This is a genomic window from Aquimarina sediminis (assembly GCF_002895435.1).
Classification (GTDB): Bacteria; Bacteroidota; Bacteroidia; order Flavobacteriales; family Flavobacteriaceae; genus Aquimarina; species Aquimarina sediminis.
In genome coordinates, this window is record NZ_POYJ01000012.1 from 139,640 (window position 1) to 156,528 (window position 16,889).

At 33.3% G+C, this 16,889-nt stretch carries 14 protein-coding genes; 5 read left to right on the forward strand and 9 right to left on the reverse strand.

What is annotated here, in order from left to right:
* Window positions 1-72 precede the first annotated feature (72 nt).
* The 4 genes from C1X07_RS20810 to C1X07_RS20825 all read right to left on the reverse strand — a co-directional run bounded on the left by C1X07_RS20810 (window position 73) and on the right by C1X07_RS20825 (window position 3,396).
* Complete coding sequence (locus C1X07_RS20810) at window positions 73-645, reverse strand: anthranilate synthase component II (RefSeq protein ID WP_103071974.1); 573 nt, start codon at window positions 643-645, stop codon at window positions 73-75.
* A 48-nt stretch (window positions 646-693) separates the two neighbouring features.
* Window positions 694-2,091: an anthranilate synthase component I family protein gene (locus C1X07_RS20815; RefSeq protein WP_103071975.1), complete on the reverse strand. Its 1,398-nt coding sequence runs from the start codon at window positions 2,089-2,091 to the stop codon at window positions 694-696.
* A 224-nt stretch (window positions 2,092-2,315) separates the two neighbouring features.
* A complete protein-coding gene (locus C1X07_RS20820) occupies window positions 2,316-2,882 on the reverse strand; it encodes a YceI family protein (RefSeq protein ID WP_103071976.1) in 567 nt (188 codons plus the stop codon).
* 28 nt (window positions 2,883-2,910) lie between these two features.
* Window positions 2,911-3,396 (reverse strand): MarR family winged helix-turn-helix transcriptional regulator, encoded by a 486-nt coding sequence (locus tag C1X07_RS20825; protein WP_241507301.1) that lies wholly within the window; start codon window positions 3,394-3,396, stop codon window positions 2,911-2,913.
* 213 nt (window positions 3,397-3,609) lie between these two features.
* Here C1X07_RS20825 and C1X07_RS20830 point away from each other — a divergent pair, with 213 nt between their 5' ends.
* The 4 genes from C1X07_RS20830 (at window position 3,610) to C1X07_RS20845 (ending at window position 5,635) form a co-directional block, all read left to right on the forward strand.
* Window positions 3,610-4,131: a TlpA family protein disulfide reductase gene (locus C1X07_RS20830; RefSeq protein WP_103071977.1), complete on the forward strand. Its 522-nt coding sequence runs from the start codon at window positions 3,610-3,612 to the stop codon at window positions 4,129-4,131.
* A gap of 34 nt (window positions 4,132-4,165) precedes the next feature.
* Window positions 4,166-4,792: a thioredoxin family protein gene (locus C1X07_RS20835; protein WP_103071978.1), complete on the forward strand. Its 627-nt coding sequence runs from the start codon at window positions 4,166-4,168 to the stop codon at window positions 4,790-4,792.
* Between the two features lie 123 nt (window positions 4,793-4,915).
* Window positions 4,916-5,230, forward strand: coding sequence for a rhodanese-like domain-containing protein (locus C1X07_RS20840; RefSeq protein WP_103071979.1), 315 nt, complete (start codon window positions 4,916-4,918; stop codon window positions 5,228-5,230).
* Between the two features lie 9 nt (window positions 5,231-5,239).
* A complete protein-coding gene (locus tag C1X07_RS20845) occupies window positions 5,240-5,635 on the forward strand; it encodes a rhodanese-like domain-containing protein (protein ID WP_103071980.1) in 396 nt (131 codons plus the stop codon).
* Window positions 5,636-5,720: 85 nt separating this feature from the next.
* Here the strand turns inward: C1X07_RS20845 and C1X07_RS20850 are convergent, their stop codons facing one another.
* The 5 genes from C1X07_RS20850 to C1X07_RS20870 form a co-directional block, all read right to left on the reverse strand.
* Entirely contained in the window at window positions 5,721-6,632 is a 912-nt protein-coding gene (locus C1X07_RS20850) for an ROK family protein (protein ID WP_103071981.1), read from the reverse strand.
* Window positions 6,633-6,834: 202 nt separating this feature from the next.
* Entirely contained in the window at window positions 6,835-7,740 is a 906-nt protein-coding gene (locus C1X07_RS20855) for an ROK family protein (protein WP_103071982.1), read from the reverse strand.
* A gap of 110 nt (window positions 7,741-7,850) precedes the next feature.
* Complete coding sequence (locus C1X07_RS20860; protein WP_103071983.1) at window positions 7,851-10,817, reverse strand: GH92 family glycosyl hydrolase; 2,967 nt, start codon at window positions 10,815-10,817, stop codon at window positions 7,851-7,853.
* 176 nt (window positions 10,818-10,993) lie between these two features.
* Window positions 10,994-12,670 carry a RagB/SusD family nutrient uptake outer membrane protein gene (locus tag C1X07_RS20865; protein WP_103071984.1) on the reverse strand — a complete coding sequence of 559 codons (1,677 nt, stop codon included), beginning with the start codon at window positions 12,668-12,670 and terminating at the stop codon, window positions 10,994-10,996.
* A 25-nt stretch (window positions 12,671-12,695) separates the two neighbouring features.
* Window positions 12,696-15,851, reverse strand: coding sequence for a SusC/RagA family TonB-linked outer membrane protein (locus tag C1X07_RS20870; RefSeq protein WP_103071985.1), 3,156 nt, complete (start codon window positions 15,849-15,851; stop codon window positions 12,696-12,698).
* A gap of 467 nt (window positions 15,852-16,318) precedes the next feature.
* Between C1X07_RS20870 and C1X07_RS20875 the strand changes: the two genes are divergently transcribed.
* Entirely contained in the window at window positions 16,319-16,780 is a 462-nt protein-coding gene (locus C1X07_RS20875) for an Lrp/AsnC family transcriptional regulator (RefSeq protein WP_103071986.1), read from the forward strand.
* The last annotated feature ends 109 nt before the right edge of the window (window positions 16,781-16,889 follow it).

The following is a 16,889-nucleotide window of genomic DNA, read 5'->3' on the forward strand; positions in this document are numbered from 1 at the left end:
TTCTGTTGTAGAGAGTGAGTTTGTATGAGTTTACTTTTTAGGTTACTATTTATTATCATGTGTATTTAGAGATCAATTGTTGACCCAATTTTCTAGTATTTTTTTTCCATCGGGTGTTAACACAGATTCTGGATGAAATTGCACGCCGCGTACATCTAATTCTTTATGACGTAATGACATTATTTGTCCGTTTTCATCATAGGATGTTACCTGTAGGCAATCTGGTAAATCTTTGTCTTCTACTACCCACGAGTGGTATCTGCCAACATCAAAAGAGGAATCAAGTCCATTAAAAAGAGGTTCGTCTGTTACTGATAATGTTACATTGGTCGCTACTCCATGATAAACATTGTCCAAATTGACTAGGTTTCCTCCAAATACTTCTCCAATAGCCTGTTGACCCAGACAGACGCCGAATATACTTTTGGTATTGGCATAGGATGTTATGATATCTTTTAATAGTCCTGCTTCATCGGGTATTCCTGGTCCGGGAGAGAGTAGAACTTTTTGAAAAGGTTCAACATCCTCTAATTGCAACTGGTCATTACGTTTTACAGTAACTTCACAACCAAGATCTTCTAGGTAATGAACTAGATTGTATACAAATGAATCGTAATTGTCTATGACTAATATTTTCTTACTCATTTTTTAATGTTTTATTAGGGTTGAGTTTGATTTTGAGTGTGTTGAGGTTTATATTTCTTCTGCAATTTTCAATGCTTTTGTAAGAGCACCCAGCTTGTTGTATACTTCCTGAAGCTCACTTTCTTCATTAGATTCGTTGACTAATCCTGCTCCTGCCTGCCAATGCAACTGATGGTTTTTACTTAAAAATGTTCTAATCATGATGGCGTGATTAAAATTTCCTGAAAAATCCATAAAACCAATAGCTCCGCCGTAGAAATCACGATTTACGGTTTCGTACTTTTCAATAAGCTGCATGGCCATGTGTTTTGGAGCGCCGCTTAGTGTTCCTGCCGGAAATGTATCGGCAACGATTCTCATCGTGGTAGTGTCTTTGTGTTTTTTTCCAGTCACTTTACTTACCAGGTGAATCACATGAGAATAAAATTGTACTTCTCTGTAGGTTTCTACAGTAACATCGCTTCCGTTTCTACTAAGGTCATTTCTGGCAAGGTCTACCAGCATGACATGTTCTGCATTTTCTTTTTCATCGACAGCCAATTTTTTGGCTAGCTCGGCGTCCTGTTCATCATTTCCGGTACGTTTAAAAGTCCCTGCAATAGGGTGGATCTCGGCAAGTTCTTCTTTAACAACTAACTGTGCTTCAGGAGAGCTACCAAATATTTTGAAATCACCATAATCAAAGTAAAATAAATAGGGCGAAGGGTTGACACTTCTTAGCGCTCGATACACGTTAAATTCGTCTCCTTTAAACTTCTGAGAAAAACGTTTGGATAGTACTAATTGGAAGACATCACCACGATGACAATGTTTTTTGGCTAGGGTTACGTGTTCTTTGTACTGTTCATCATTAAGGTTTGAAGTGGTTTCACCCACTGTTGTAAAATTGTAGGAAGCAAAATTTTTAACCTTTAGTAGAGATTCAATTTCAGGAATATTACTCTCAGATTCATAGGAGTGCGCAAATATATAAGCTTCGTTGGTGAAATTACTTATTGCTATAATGTTTTGATATACGGTGTATTGCATATCGGGGATATCTAATGCTCCTTCTTTCTTAGAAATGGAGATATCTTCAAAATAACGAACGGCATCATATGAGATATATCCGAAGAGTCCATTATTTATGAATTTGAAATCGCTTTTGGTTGTTTCAAATAATTTACCGAACTGTTCAATAACCATGGGGATGTCTGTAGCGTCTGTAATGGGGGTTTCTTTTACACTTTTATCAGGTAAAGATTGATAAATCGTTTCGTTTTCTATTTTAATATTGGCAATTGGATTACAACAGATATATGAGAAGCTATTTTCACTACCTCTATAGTCATTGTTTTCTAATAGTAAGCTATTAGGAAAACGATCTCTAATTTTGAGATAAACACTTACTGGAGTAAATGTATCCGCCAGGACTTGCTTGAAATGTGTGGTTAATTTATAGCTCATTTTATAGTTTAATAATTTTAGTTAGACCTTTGAGTTTTGGCAACAAAAAAAAGGCTTGTCGTGATTTGACAAGCCTTTGATATGTTTACTTAACACAATAACAGGAGCTATCTCACGACGTTTTCGTTCGAGATAACCACCACCAATTATTTGTTAAAATTGTTTTCATTATTTATTTAATGCGTCAAATATATAAATTAATTATAAATCAAGGCAATAAAAAATTACATTTTTAAATCAACTGCTAATTCAAATTCATCGTTGATTGTTTTATCTCCTAGATTATCAAAGAAACTACCTGATCCATATTTGATATCATATGCAGTTCTATCTACTTTAAGTGTAGTCGAAGCGGTATTACCTTTTACGGTAAGTATAAACTTAATAGGGTTTGTTTTTCCTTTAATAGTTAAATCTCCAGCGACGGTATATCCACTACTCGTTTTTTTGGCTTTTGTAATTACCAATTTTGAACTTTTGTAATTTGAACTTCCAAAAAAGTCATCAGAATTTAAGTGTCCTTCAAGTTTTTCTTTTCCTTGTCCAGATTTGAGATCTGTAACGGCAAGGGTAGTCATATCGACAACAAACTCACCTCCTGTAATATTATCACCATCAAATACGAGGAAACCCTCTGCCAAGTTTAATGTTCCAGAATGAGATCCGGTAACTTTTTTGCCTGTCCAGTTGATTGTGCTTTCTGAAGCCTTAATTTTTTTCTTTTGTGCAAAAGTTGATGTAGTAGCAATAACTGTAATGGCTATGATTAATAATGTGAGTCTAGTTTTCATGATTCTAAAAATATTTAATAGTTAATGATTAATTCGAATTTCTTAGTTTATTTAATAATATGTTTAAAAGAGTTAAATCTTCTTTTGTCAGGTTAGCAGTAATTTTGTTTTCGAATTCCGCCATTACTGGGTTTACTTTGTTTAAAAAAGCTTTGCCTTGTTGTGTAATTGTAATCTCAACTTTTCTTCGATTGGATTCGCAAACAATACGTTTTACGCATCCTTTAGCAATTAGTTTGTCTACCAACCGGGTGGTATTACTCATTTTGGTAACCATTCTTTCTTGTATAGTAGAAAGGTTAGCGGGTTTTCCTTTTTGACCTTTTAAGATTCTCAAAACATTAAATTGTTGAACAGAAATATCAAATACTTTTAATTCAATATTGATTTTGTCCATCATCCAATTCTCAGTGTATATAAGATTTATTATGGTCTTTTTAGGTAGAGGAAGCTCGACTTCAGTTTTTATAATTTTCTCTATTTTAAATTGTTTATACAATATTTGTATGTACAAATATATGCTAGATTTTGTTTTCAAAATTGTAAATTGATATTAATTCTTTGTTAAAATTGGATTTTGAATTTATGTTAAATAGTATTATTGTGATTTAGAATTGAATCATTGGGATGTTATAGATGTGTGAAAAATTCTGAAAATATTTAGATAAAATATATAAAGCTTGTTAATTTTCTTTTACAGAATTATGGGTTTTGATACTTTAGTAGTATGCCGAAATGGATTATATATAGCGCACTGATAATACTTTTTACAACTTGTAAAGGAGAGAAGACTGTGGCTCTTGATGCTACTAATGTTTTTGAAAGTAAAGGGATTGAAATACCTGTTTATGATTTTGAAAGTTTCAAGCCTTTATTAACTATTAATGATGGAAAAACAAGGGTTGTTAACTTTTGGGCTACATGGTGTAAACCTTGTGTTGCCGAATTACCGTACTTCGAGCTGATTAATAGTAGATATCCAGATGATAAAGTAGAGGTGATTTTGGTAAGTCTAGATGTTCCAAGTCAGGTCGAATCTAAACTGATTCCTTTTGTTGTAAAACAAAAAATAGAAAGTAAAGTTATTTTATTAGATGATCCAGATGCAAACAGCTGGATTCCCAAAGTAAGCAAGAATTGGTCTGGTTCTATCCCCGCTACAATAATTTATAAAAATGGCACTATCAATTTTTATGAAAGATCTTTTACCTATAATGAATTAGAAAAAGAGCTTAAAAAAATGTTATAAGATAGATCTTAGGTTCAATATAAAATTTAAACAGATGAAAACTTTAAAGATTTTAGTAGGGGTAGCTTTTATAATTGCAATAAGTGCTTTTGCTTTAAATAAAGTATCTGGTACAAAAATTAAAGGAGGATATTCTATTGGAGATATAGCTACCGATTTTAAGTTAAAAAATGTTGATGATTCTTCGGTTTCTTTATCAGATTATGATGATGCAAAAGGGTTTATTGTCATTTTTACTTGTAATCATTGCCCATATTCTGTTGCATATGAAGATAGGATTATAGCATTGGATTTGTTATATAAAGAAAAAGGATATCCGGTAATTGCCATAAACCCTAATAACCCTAAGGCTTATCCTGATGATAGTTTTGATAACATGAAAATAAGAGCTAAAGAAAAAGGATTTACTTTTCCTTATCTGACTGATGATACTCAAGTTATATACCCTATGTATGGAGCTACCAAAACTCCTCATGTTTATGTTTTAGAAAAAACAACTACAGGTAATATCGTTAGGTACATTGGGGCTATTGATAATAATTATAAAGATGCATCGGCAGCAACCAAAAAGTATGTAGAAGATGCTGTAAATGCGCTTTTGAAAGGAAAAAAAGTACCTGTCGAAGTAACAAAGGCAATTGGTTGTAGTATCAAGGCATAGGTGAAAAGCGACCTTTTTTGATAAATGAATTCATAGTTTTATATACATTTCAGGAATGACTCTTTATATTTGTAAAGAGTTTAAATAATAAAAGTCCAATTTTTAGTAGAATAGATTTTAATAATGGCAGAAGATATCACACAAGAAGAGTGGCAAGAGCAAATTGTTACAGACAGTAATGCATTAATTTTAGATGTAAGAACCGAAGAAGAAGTAGAAGATGGGTATATTCCTAATATGCTTAATCTTGATATTCGTCAAGGACAAGGATTTCTTGATGAGTTAGCAAAGCTAGATAAAACCAAGAATTACTATGTATATTGTCGTTCAGGAGCTCGAAGTGCACAGGCTTGCACCTTGATGAATCAAATGGGATTTGGGACAGTTTATAATTTGATAGGTGGTTTTATGAATTGGGAAGGAGAAACTGTAGAATAATAATTATTTATGAAGATTAAATCATTTTTAATAGTGGTTTGTACGACGCTATTGTTGTGCAATTGTAAAAAAGCTGAAGACAATAATACTGTAGAGGTAATTACAGTAGAGGAGATGGATACACTGCTAAAAATGAGAGAAGTTCACCTTATAGATGTGAGAACTCCTGAGGAGTTTGCAGAAGAACATATTAAAGGAGCAACTAATATTGATTTTAGAGCTGAGAATTTTGAAGAGCTTATCAATAAAGTTGATAAGACAAAGCCTATAGCTGTATACTGTCGTAGTGGAGGAAGAAGTGGGAAATGCTCTTCATATATGAAAAAAGCAGGGTTTACCAAAGTCTATGACCTGGGAGGAGGAATTATCGAATGGAAGTTTAAAGGGAAAGATGTCGTAAAATAGCCATATGGTATAACCTCTTTTTTTAAGACAGAAAAAATATAAAAAGGCAGAATTTACGTATATGTGAATTCTGCCTTTTTAGTTGTTAAAATGCCAGACCTTTATAAAAGGTATCATTAACTAATCTAGCACTACCCAATAGTATTGCTTTTTCTTGTAATTCACTTTTAAATATCTTAACAAAGCAATTATGAGAATTAAGCTTCTTCTCTAAATTAGAAGCAAAAAACGGCCATGCTTTTGCAATACTACCTCCAATAACTATAGCTTCTGCATCATAAGATTTTAACCAGGGGCTTAAGAAATCTGCAAGATTTTGCGAAAACTCATCAAATACTTGTTCAACAGCAACATCGTTTTCTAATGAAGCCTCTGTAAGTTCTTTGACATTGTTGATCGATGCATCGGTTATTTCTTTATATCGTTTTACAAACCAGCGTGTAGAAAAGTAATCATCCGCAATTCCATCTTTATATGTGATGTGATATAACTCTCCGTCTTTAGGGATCCCATCTCCAGAGAGTAATGGAAGTCCATGAAATAAAAATGTAGCTCCAAAACCAGCACCAAGTGTAATGCCTAAGCCTCTTTTAATAGATTTAAGTTTTCCTCTCCATACTTCTCCAATACCAAAGCATGCAGCATCATTATAAAATCGTATAGGAATATCATCAGAGAGTTGTAACTTTTTCTTTAGTATTTCTTTGATATTCAGACAAAATAATGAGGCATATTTTTGCTCCATTTTGAAAGCAAAAATACCATTGTGATAGTCAAATGGTCCTGGGATTGCTATACCAATTCCTTCTAGAGGTTCATTATTGAGTGTGTCAATAACTTTTCGCAATGCAAACAACCATCGATCTAATATTTCATTTGCTTCTGCCTTACTATCAACAGAAATAGACACAAAACTAGTTTCTAGTATTTTATTCGTTTTTGTGTCTATACCTGCCACAGTAATATAATTTCCCCCTATATCTACTCCTAATATCATTTTTAATACAATCTATTTTAGTAATCATTACCAAAAAACTTTTGGTAATCGCTAAAATTACAACTTATAATAGTTTTGCCTTTGATATTTGCTAATTATTATTCTCTACGGCGGTTATATTTAGCTTCTTGTATTATCCTTTATTTATGATTTTTTAATTTTTATCCATAGGGTTATTTTTTAATTTCCAGTTATGATAAGTTTACACACTTAGGCTATTGTAAAAAGCATCATTTGCTAATCGAGCACCTCCGAGCAATATTGCTTTTTCTTTTAAATCACTTTGATATATTTTGGTATAGCATCTGTGTCTGTCTAGTTCATTTCTAAGGTCTTCTGCAAAAAAATCCCAGGCTTTAGCTATATTGCCACCAATTACTATAGCATCTGCGTTATATTCTTTTAACCAAGGAGAAAGGAAACATCCTAAATTTTTAGAAAAATGACTAAATACTTGAGCTACGAATTTATTATCTCTGGTTTGGGTTAAATCCTTTACTCCTGTTATAGTTAGATCTGTTAAATCTTTATATTTTTTGATAAACCAACGAGTAGAGAAATATTCATCTGCTATTCCATTTTTAAAAGGAATATGGTACAACTCACCATTTTGAGGAACTCCATTTCCTGACAACATTGGAACTCCATTGTTTAAAAAAGTAGCTCCAAACCCGGTACCCAATGTTATTGCCAGTGCTTTTTTTGAGAATTTGAGTTTCCCTTTCCAAGATTCTCCAATACCAAAACATGCCGCGTCATTATAAAATCGTAAGGGAATGGATTTGGGAAGCATTAATTGCCGAATGATGATTTCTTTAATGTTCAAACCAAATAGTGAAGCAAATTTATGCTCCATTTTATAAGCAAAAATCCCATTTGGATAATTAAAGGGACCTGGTATAGCAATACAGATACCTTCGAGAGGTTTTTGATTAAGAGAATCTATACTTTTTTGCAAAGCAGAGATCCATACATTAATAATTTCATTGGCTGAGGCAGTACTATCTACATATGTAGATAGCAGATTAGCTTCGGGTATGTCGTGATTTTTTGTATCAATAGTGGCTACAGTAATATGGCTACCACCAATGTCTACTCCTAATATCATTTGTTATAGTATAGTTAGTTTTTAATAGATAGATTAATGGGTGTGCAAGAAACAAATTTTAAAAATTTATGATTCATTTAATTTTCTAATGGTTTTACTTCTATTCTTTGTTAGAGATGAAACAAGTTAGAATTATTAATTTCTTTTTTCTTAAAACCAGGACCACTCCAATAAACTTTTAGTCCGATATTATCAGAACATTGAAAATATTTTACAGTAAGTTTATGCAGTCCTTTTGATAAAATAATATCATTTTTTTGAGTAAAACTAAATGATTTTCTTCCATCACTTTCAAATAACTCTTCACCGTCTATCATTAATTGTGCTCCGTCATTAGCAGAGATTTCAAAATTATACAACCCACTTTCCGGGATATTAATAAAACCACTAAAATCAAAACCGATCCACTCATCTCTTAATCTGGATTCTATGTTTATAGTTTTGGTTTCTCCTTCTTGTATTGGTACTTCATCAGAGAAATCATAAACAGACCTGAAAATACCTTCGTAATATCTATATGAAAGCCCTTCTTTTAGCTTGTCTTTGAACTGTTTAGGATCAATGCTTTCTAATTTTTTTAGAGGTATTGTTGTTGTATAGCTAGAAATAAGGTCTTCTCTAAAAGATTTTACTTTTAACGTTGTTGATTTCTCTATCTCGAAAGGAGTCTTATATAGCATACTTTCTTTTGTAGGTTCACTGCCATCCAGAGTATAATAGATTGTTGCATTTTTGGTGTCACAACCCAAAGAAATTGTTTTGGTATCTAAAAATGTAGTGTGATCTGATTTAAGATATGGTATGCTAACTGTCTTTTGTGTGTCAGACATTGGTCTGTTATTGGAGTGAACCCCCCATTTTTTATTAGGGATATTAGTCATTTCAAAAACTAGCTCACCTCCTTTTAGAATATCTTCGTGTCTTAAATATGTATGAGGATACTCTTTACCGTTTAGTTTTAAAGAAGAGAAATGAATGTTCTCTTTACTTGCATTGTTAGCTTTTATAGTAAATGTGTTTCCGTTATCCAGGTGAATTGTAGATTTTTCAAAAGTTGGGCTTCCAATTACATATTCGGGTGCGCCAGGGGTAACAGAATAAAACCCAAGACTACTTAATACATACCATGCAGACATTTGACCGCAATCATCATTACCTATTAATCCGTCTGGCTCAGAAGTGTACATCTCGTTTAATATCTTGTGGATTGTTTTTTGAGATTTCCATGGTTTTCCGGCATAATTATATAAGTATGCGAGATGATGACTGGGCTCGTTTCCATGAGAGTATTGTCCTAATAATCCAGATACATCAGAGTTTTTACTGATTTCTTCATTAGAATTTTTAGAAAAAAGATTATCAAGCCATTTATTAAAATTTTCATCTCCCCCTACCAGGTCTATTACACTGGCTATATCATGAGGTACGAATAGGCTGTATTGATACGAATTTCCTTCTGTGAAATTAAAATTATAGGTTTTCTCTACAGAGGTAGGGTTAAAATTTTCGTACCATTTTCGGTTAGAGTATCTAGGTCTCATAAAGCCTGTTTGTTGATCATATAGATTAACAAAAAACCGCGCTCTTCGAGAGTATTCATTATAAACATCTGTTTTGTTTAATGCCTTAGCCATTTGTGCAATACACCAATCATCATATGCATATTCTAATGTTTTGGATACAGACTGGCTACTTTTATTTGAAGGAACATAACCTAGTTCTGTATAATAGTTAATGCCTCTTTTTTTTACATTAGAACTTTCTATCATGGCATTTAATACTTTTTCGGCATCTACATCGATAATTCCCTTTAGGTAAGCATCTGTCATTACTGAAACGCCATGATATCCAATCATGCATCTGGTATCATTTGCTGCTAATTCCCACATTGGTATTTCGCCAAATTGTTCATGCTTTTTCTGTAGGGTGACTACAATATCGCGGGTTACATCTGGTTCTATGATGGTTAATAATGGATGTAGTCCTCTAAATGTATCCCATAATGAGAATACTGTATAATTACTAAAACCTTCTGCAGTATGTATTTTGTCATCCATTCCCCGGTACTTCCCGTCGACATCATTATATAGATTTGGAGTTAAGAGACTGTGATATAGTGAGGTGTAAAAAATCTCTTTTTTATCTTCATTATCGTCTGTTATTTCTATCTTGTTTAGTGATTTGTTCCATATTTTTTTTGCTTCACTTTTTACTTTGTCAAAATCCCAGTGAGTGAGTTCTTTTTCCAGGTTTTTTCTTGCACCTTCTATGCTTACTGCTGATAAGGCTACTTTTGATATAATTTCACCTCCTGAACTATCAAAATTAAGCGCTGCAATTATTTTTTTGTTGCTAAAATTGCTCCCGGTAGTATCAACTTTATCACCATTAAGGATTTGGTAGGATTGTATAGGTTTAGAGAATCGGGCAACAAAATATTGTCGCTGATTTCCTGCCCAAGCTTTAGATCTGCGATAGCCTGCAACTTCTGTCTCACTTATGATTTTAAAAGTAGCTTCTATAACCGGGTCACGGTGCTCCAGATCAATAATAATATTTGTTCTTTTTGACTTAGGATAGGTGTATTTATGGACACCTACTCGTTTTGTGGTGGTTAACTCAGCTTTTATATTGTAGTCGTCAAGAATAACAGAATAATACCCCGGTTCGGCGTATTCTTGTTGATGGGTATATCTAGATCGGTATCCTAAATCAGGATTTTCTACTGTGCCCGCCTGGTATTTTACATCTCCTGTTGTGGGCATAAATAGAATGTCTCCCAGATCGGGTACTCCTGTTCCCGAGAGGTGGGTATGTGTAAATCCAATAATAGAAGTGTCAGTATAATCATATCCTGCACAAGCCGGCCAGCTGGTATGGTCATTTCTTGTATCTGGACTTAATTGTACCATTCCGAAAGGAAGCATAGGACCAGGAAAAGTATGCCCCGGGGATTTTGTTCCGATAAATACATCTACATAGTCTACTGGTGTTTTTGTTTTTTTATCGGTACAACTTATTGCTAATCCTCCTAATAGAAGCAGTAGGAGTAGTTTTATTGGTATGTAATGTTTCATAGGTTTTTTTACTCTTATTAGTTATATCAGTATTTTTTAATATGGCGATTATATATTGCTATGTGTATTATGGTCACTTCATAAAAGTATGAATTAATTAACATGAAAGACAGAATCTAAAAACGATTCTGTCTTCATTAGTTAAAAGAGTAGTAAGTAAACAAAAAAACAATCTATTAGTATCCTGAGTTTTGTTGCAAAGCTCCTTCAGAACTGTTAATAGCATCTAATGGGATAGGGTAATATTCGTTCTTGTTTTGAGTGAAACTTGCACCTGTAAGGTATACTCGTTTTGAAGATTCTTCGTCGATATATTTGTTTAGTACTTGTGAGGCTATTCCCCAACGTACCAAATCAAAAAATCGATGTCCTTCTGAAGCTAATTCTAATCTTCTCTCAAAACGAACAGCTTTAATTGCATATTCTATATTAGGAAATGACGTGTATTCATTAATAACATAGTTTGCGGCCGGTGTGCCATCTTCATTTTTTACAAAACCATCTGGATTTGCTGCTCTGGCCCTTATTCTGTTTACTAGATTCATAGCTTCTGTTAGTTGCCCATCTTGAGCATAGATTTCTGCTCTCCACAGCAATACATCAGAGTATCTGATTAGAGGGGTGTTTATAGCATTATATTGTGGAGCTCCAGCTGCAGAAATGGTACCTTCTTGGGATTTTAGTACTTCATGTTTTTTCCCAACATATGGTCCTCCGTTGGATTGATCTCGTATCCATCTGGATCCAGGCATTTCTCCCCATCCAAGATATTCTATACCTCTTCTGCCAACTGTCCAATCCAATCTCGGATCGACATTACCGGCATATGGAGTAAAAGGGTTGTCAGAAGTTATTCCTTGATCACTAGTAAGATCAGAATCATTAAAAGTATCTAATAATGGTAGTCCGTTACTATCAGTTTTAAATGCATTTACCAAATTTTGGCTAGGTTGAAAAAAACCACAGCATCCTCCTCCGGGTGCATCAGAAGCGTATGGGTGATTTAGTCTATTACCTCTGTTGCCATTGATAAAACCATCGCCTCCATCATTTACAGAGTTTTGAACAGCAAATACAGACTCTGAATTGTTATCCTTTTCTCCATTAAAATTGTCATGGTATACGGTTACTAGTTGAAAGGGACCATCATTAATAATATTGTCTAAAACAGGTCGTGCGTCTATATGATTGTTTTGAAACATATAAGCTTTTGCAAGATATGCTTTTGCTACCCACGAGGTTGCTCTTCCTGCTTCTTCTTGTGTTTTAGGAAGATTTTTTGTAGCGTAGATAAGGTCTTCAACTATTTGCGGCCAAACATCAGAGTCATTAGGGGGAGTAGCTGCCAGTCCTTCATTAACAAAAGGGATGTTGTTCCATATTTTTTTAGCATCCATATGATAATGAGCTCTTAAAAAACGTGCTTCGGCGCCTAATACTACTAAGTCTTCTTCTGGAGTTCCATTTTCTACGGCTATTGCAATAGATTCAATAGTTTGATTTGTTCTGGATATACCTTCGAATAGAGATTCCCATTTTCTGGACAAATAAATATTTGTTGTCCCCGAAGAAAATCGTTCTACATCATTTAGTTGTGGTTGGTCATCTATGGATGATCCTTTGTGGAAGTCATCTGAAGCTACATCTCCCAGAGCCCAATTTGATGCTGGAGCCCAGAAATACCCTGGGTTACCATCTAAAATGGCATATGCGCTAATGAGTTGTTGGTTTACCCATTCTTCATTAAATTCTATAACACCTTCTACAAGGGAACCTTGTGGTTCAATATCAAGTTCTTTCTCACAAGAGATCGTGGTTAGAACTACGAATACAAATAAGATTATATTTTTCATCTGTTTTATATTTGATTGTTTTGAGTTATAGGGAAAGGTTAACTCCCATTATAAATGTTCTTGCTACAGGATAAGCACCTCTGTCGATTCCGATATCCAAATTGACTGTATCACCACCGTATTCTTGTAGGTTAATTTCTGGATCTAAGCCCGAATATTTGGTCCAGGTATACAGGTTTTTTGCCTGAATAAAGAATCGAAGTTTACTTATGTTTAATTTAGAAGTTACTAATTGCGGAAGTGTAAATCCTAGTTGAATATTTTTTAACCTCAGGTATGATCCATCTTCTACATAATAACTACTGGCACTAGAATAGTGCTCGGCAGGATTATTGGATAGTTTTGGTAATGCCGATCCTGTGTTAGTTGGGCTCCATGAATTTAGATAATCTCTACTTTTTGCTCCAGGAAAACTGTTAAAATCAGTAAAAAACTTAGTGAAATTGTAAATGTCGTTTCCTTGACTTCCTTGAAAGAATAGGGTAAAATCAAAGTTTTTGTAGTCTACACCCATATTAAGGCTATATGTAAAATCAGGATGTGGATTTCCTATAAAAGTTCTATCATCATCGTTAATAACGCCATCATTGTTTAGATCTCTATATTTAAATGTTCCTATATCTTTTCCGAGATAGTTACCGGTAGCATTAAGCTCTGCATCATTCTGGATGATCCCGTCTATAACAAATCCATGAAATGATGCAATAGACTGCCCTGCCTGAGTTCTCGATGGTCTAGTTTCTCTTGCCAAATTACCTTCTAAGAAATAATCAGAGTTGTCAGATAGCTCTTTTACGGTGTTTTTATACGTTGAGACATTAATGGTAGCATGGTATTTTAGGTTTTTATTAATTTGATCATTATATCCTAAAGTAAAATCAAATCCTTTGTTTTCTACAGATCCAGCATTGATGAATTTTGCTTGTGCGTTTCCGATAAGAGTAACATCTGGTTGATCTTGGACTAATAAGTTTTCGGTTAATGCGTTATAGTACTCTAGACCAAAGGCTAATTTGTTATCAAATAAGATCCCATCAATTCCTATGTTTTTGGTTGAGGTGGTTTCCCATTCAAGATCTGGGTTTCCAAGAATAAAAAGACTATATCCTGCTGATACGCTTGAGTTACTACCTCCGATGTCATAATTACTATCATCATTGTTAATGTATTGACTGGATATTCTCCCTTGAGGGATACTTTCGTTTCCTAATTCTCCATAACCGGCTTTTATCTTAAGATCATTGATAAAAGTTAAGTTTTGCATGAATTTTTCATTAGATATTCTCCATGCTGCACTATAAGATGTAAAGAGATCTGATCGGTTGTTTTTGGAAAATTTTGAAGTAGCATCTTGTCGTAAAGAAAAAGAAAGTAAATACCTGTCATCGAAGTTGTAATCTATTTTTCCAAAAGTTGAAAAGTATGCACTTTTGATTCCGCGACCATTATTGTCTCGGGTTCCTGTTCCTCTATCCAGGTATCTATAATCTAAGTTGTCTGTAAAAAAATCTGTTCTTGAAGCACTTAGGAATTTGCTCTGTGTTTTATGAGATTCAGTACCCAGAATTCCATCAAAAGTATGATTTCCAAATGTTCGGGAGTAGCTTAGTGTATTGTACCAAGTAGAAGAAATGGCGTAATTATTGCTTTCGATCAACCTGTTTACCGAGTTTGGTTCTGCTACTTCTGGATTTAAGAAAATATAGAAAGAGCTATTGCTGTTCTCGTAATCTACTCCAATATTGGTTTTAAGTGTAAAATCTTTTAGGATATCTAATTCTGCATATACATTACCAATGTTTCTAAACCTTCTTGTTAAGTTGTTTTTATTTCTGGTAGCACTAGCCACTGGATTGATTCCGTTTCCTAAACCTGGGCTTTGAGGACCTGCATAATTGCCAGCAATATCATATACCGGAATAATGGGTTGTGCTCTGTAAAGAAATGAAATATCTCCTCCAGTCGATTGATTTCCTACAGATCCTACCTTATCTGAATATGAAATATTAAATGATTCTCCAACTCTTAAATTGTCAAGGATTTTAAATTCTGAATTGACTCTTAGTACATATCTGTTATAAAATGTGTGTAACGCAACTCCTTCTTGCTTTAATGCTCCCATTCCTACATGAAATTTTGCATTTTCAGATCCTCCTGATAATCCAAGGTTGTAATTCTGTACAAAAGCACTATCAAAATATTCATCAAACCAATCTGTTCCTTCTTTATTAGCTCTTGTTATTTTATTTGTAAGAGGGTCATAGGTGGTTTCATCTGCTGTACTGGCTCCTGCCGGGGTTAAATAATTTGGTAATACGGGAGTAGCTCCATTGCCATATTGTGGGTGAGATGGTGCGAAACCATCATTGTTAAAACGAGTCCAAATTGCATTTGCAGTTTCTTGAGGAGATAGTAAATCAGGAAAGGCTGACTGAGGTATATTGTCGATACCAAAATTAGAATTAAAAGTCAATGTAGTTTTACTATTGTATTTACCTCCTTTGGTGGTAATAAGTATTACACCATTTGCAGCTCTAAATCCATAAATTGCTGATGAAGAAGCATCTTTTAGTATTTGCATCGATTCGATGTCTGCAGGATTTAATTGATTGATCCCTGTTGTGGTGGGTGTTCCATCAATTACATAAAGGGGATCATTGTTGTTTATAGTACCAAATCCTCGTATCCTTACCATTGCAGCTCCACCAGGTCCTCCTTCAGAGCCAATAGTTACTCCGGGAGCCAAACCTTGTAAAGATTGTTGAATATCTACCGGAGAAGTAGCTGCTAGATCTTCGGCTTTTACAACGGTAACAGACCCTGTGATATTTCTAACCGATTGTTTTGAGTATCCAGTTACTACAATTTCTTCTAATTCATTAGAACTGTCTTGCAATATGATGTTATATGTTTTTGAATCTGAAACAATAACTCTTTGAGTTTCCATTCCTACATAACTAAATAATAATACTTCTCCGGGAGAAGCCATTATGGAGTAGTATCCATCAAAATCAGTTTGCGTTCCTTTGGTGGTGTTTTCTATGATAATATTTACGCCAGGTAACAACATTCCGTTGCTGTCCTCAACTTTACCAGTTATAGTAATTTCTTGAGCTGTTATCACATTGGTAAAGGATGTGATCATAAACACAAAAAATATGTACCCTAATTTATTTTTCATATTAAAATTGATTTAGTTATTAATTCGACTGCTGATTTTAATACATCTCTTCTTATATTAATTATACTAGTACTAGTTAATAGAGTGATTTTGTATAAGAGATATTTGTTTTCAAATTTATGATATGAAGATTATTTTTAATATTTAACCATAAAAATCAGTGTTTTTTATGGTTAAATATATTTTTTTAAGTTTTTATATCTTTTCAGAATGTAGAAAATGAATGTTTTCAGTATTTTTATTTGTTAAAAAAGAAGAAAAATGCTTGATAAAACCTTTTTAAAAGAGTTTTGTGAACTGAAAATGTTAATTTTATGTATAATTTGCCTGTAAAATTATGTTTTAGGACTTGGTAATTGATTTTATGTTAAAAATGGTAAATTATAATTATTGCAATTAAATTAATTGATTTAATGATAAAATAAAGTATTTTTAGCTGTAAAATGTCAGAGTAACTATTTGAAAATATGGAAAACTTAGATAATACGGATAAAACTATTTTACGAATTCTTCAAAGGGATTGTAAAAAAACAGCAAAAGAGATCGCTAATCTTTTAAACCTAACTGTATCTCCTATATATGAGCGTATAAAGCGTTTGGAAAACAAAGGGTACATTGAAAAATATGTGGCAATTGTAAACAAAAATTTGATTGATTTGCCCATAACAGCATTTTGCCAAGTATCACTTAAATCCCATGGAGAATTGTTTATTGATAAATTCGAAAATCAAATCAAAAACCTGAAAGAAGTTCAAGAGTGTTTTCATATGGCTGGACAAGTAGATTTTTTACTAAAAATTAATATGCACAGCTTAGAAGAATATCATGAGTTTATGCGATCTAAGTTATCCAAAATTGATAATATCGGAGTTTTGAACACTACTTTTTCACTTAAAGTAATCAAGCATACTTCAGAATATTATTTGTAGGTATACTAGTTATAAAATCAAATTTATATAATATTGTTTTCTTCCTTCTTACTATAGAGTAGGGTATTGAGGGGATTTTTTTTTGATATATAAAAACTGCCTGAAAAAT

Bases quoted from the DNA above. Each gene is read 5' to 3' on its own strand.
- C1X07_RS20810 (WP_103071974.1), bottom strand. From the start codon at position 645: ATGAGTAAGAAAATATTAGTCATAGACAATTACGATTCATTTGTATAC.
- C1X07_RS20815 (WP_103071975.1), bottom strand. From the start codon at position 2,091: ATGAGCTATAAATTAACCACACATTTCAAGCAAGTCCTGGCGGATACA.
- C1X07_RS20820 (WP_103071976.1), bottom strand. From the start codon at position 2,882: ATGAAAACTAGACTCACATTATTAATCATAGCCATTACAGTTATTGCT.
- C1X07_RS20830 (WP_103071977.1), top strand. From the start codon at position 3,610: ATGCCGAAATGGATTATATATAGCGCACTGATAATACTTTTTACAACT.
- C1X07_RS20835 (WP_103071978.1), top strand. From the start codon at position 4,166: ATGAAAACTTTAAAGATTTTAGTAGGGGTAGCTTTTATAATTGCAATA.
- C1X07_RS20840 (WP_103071979.1), top strand. From the start codon at position 4,916: ATGGCAGAAGATATCACACAAGAAGAGTGGCAAGAGCAAATTGTTACA.
- C1X07_RS20845 (WP_103071980.1), top strand. From the start codon at position 5,240: ATGAAGATTAAATCATTTTTAATAGTGGTTTGTACGACGCTATTGTTG.
- C1X07_RS20850 (WP_103071981.1), bottom strand. From the start codon at position 6,632: ATGATATTAGGAGTAGATATAGGGGGAAATTATATTACTGTGGCAGGT.
- C1X07_RS20855 (WP_103071982.1), bottom strand. From the start codon at position 7,740: ATGATATTAGGAGTAGACATTGGTGGTAGCCATATTACTGTAGCCACT.
- C1X07_RS20860 (WP_103071983.1), bottom strand. From the start codon at position 10,817: ATGAAACATTACATACCAATAAAACTACTCCTACTGCTTCTATTAGGA.
- C1X07_RS20865 (WP_103071984.1), bottom strand. From the start codon at position 12,670: ATGAAAAATATAATCTTATTTGTATTCGTAGTTCTAACCACGATCTCT.
- C1X07_RS20870 (WP_103071985.1), bottom strand. From the start codon at position 15,851: ATGAAAAATAAATTAGGGTACATATTTTTTGTGTTTATGATCACATCC.
- C1X07_RS20875 (WP_103071986.1), top strand. From the start codon at position 16,319: ATGGAAAACTTAGATAATACGGATAAAACTATTTTACGAATTCTTCAA.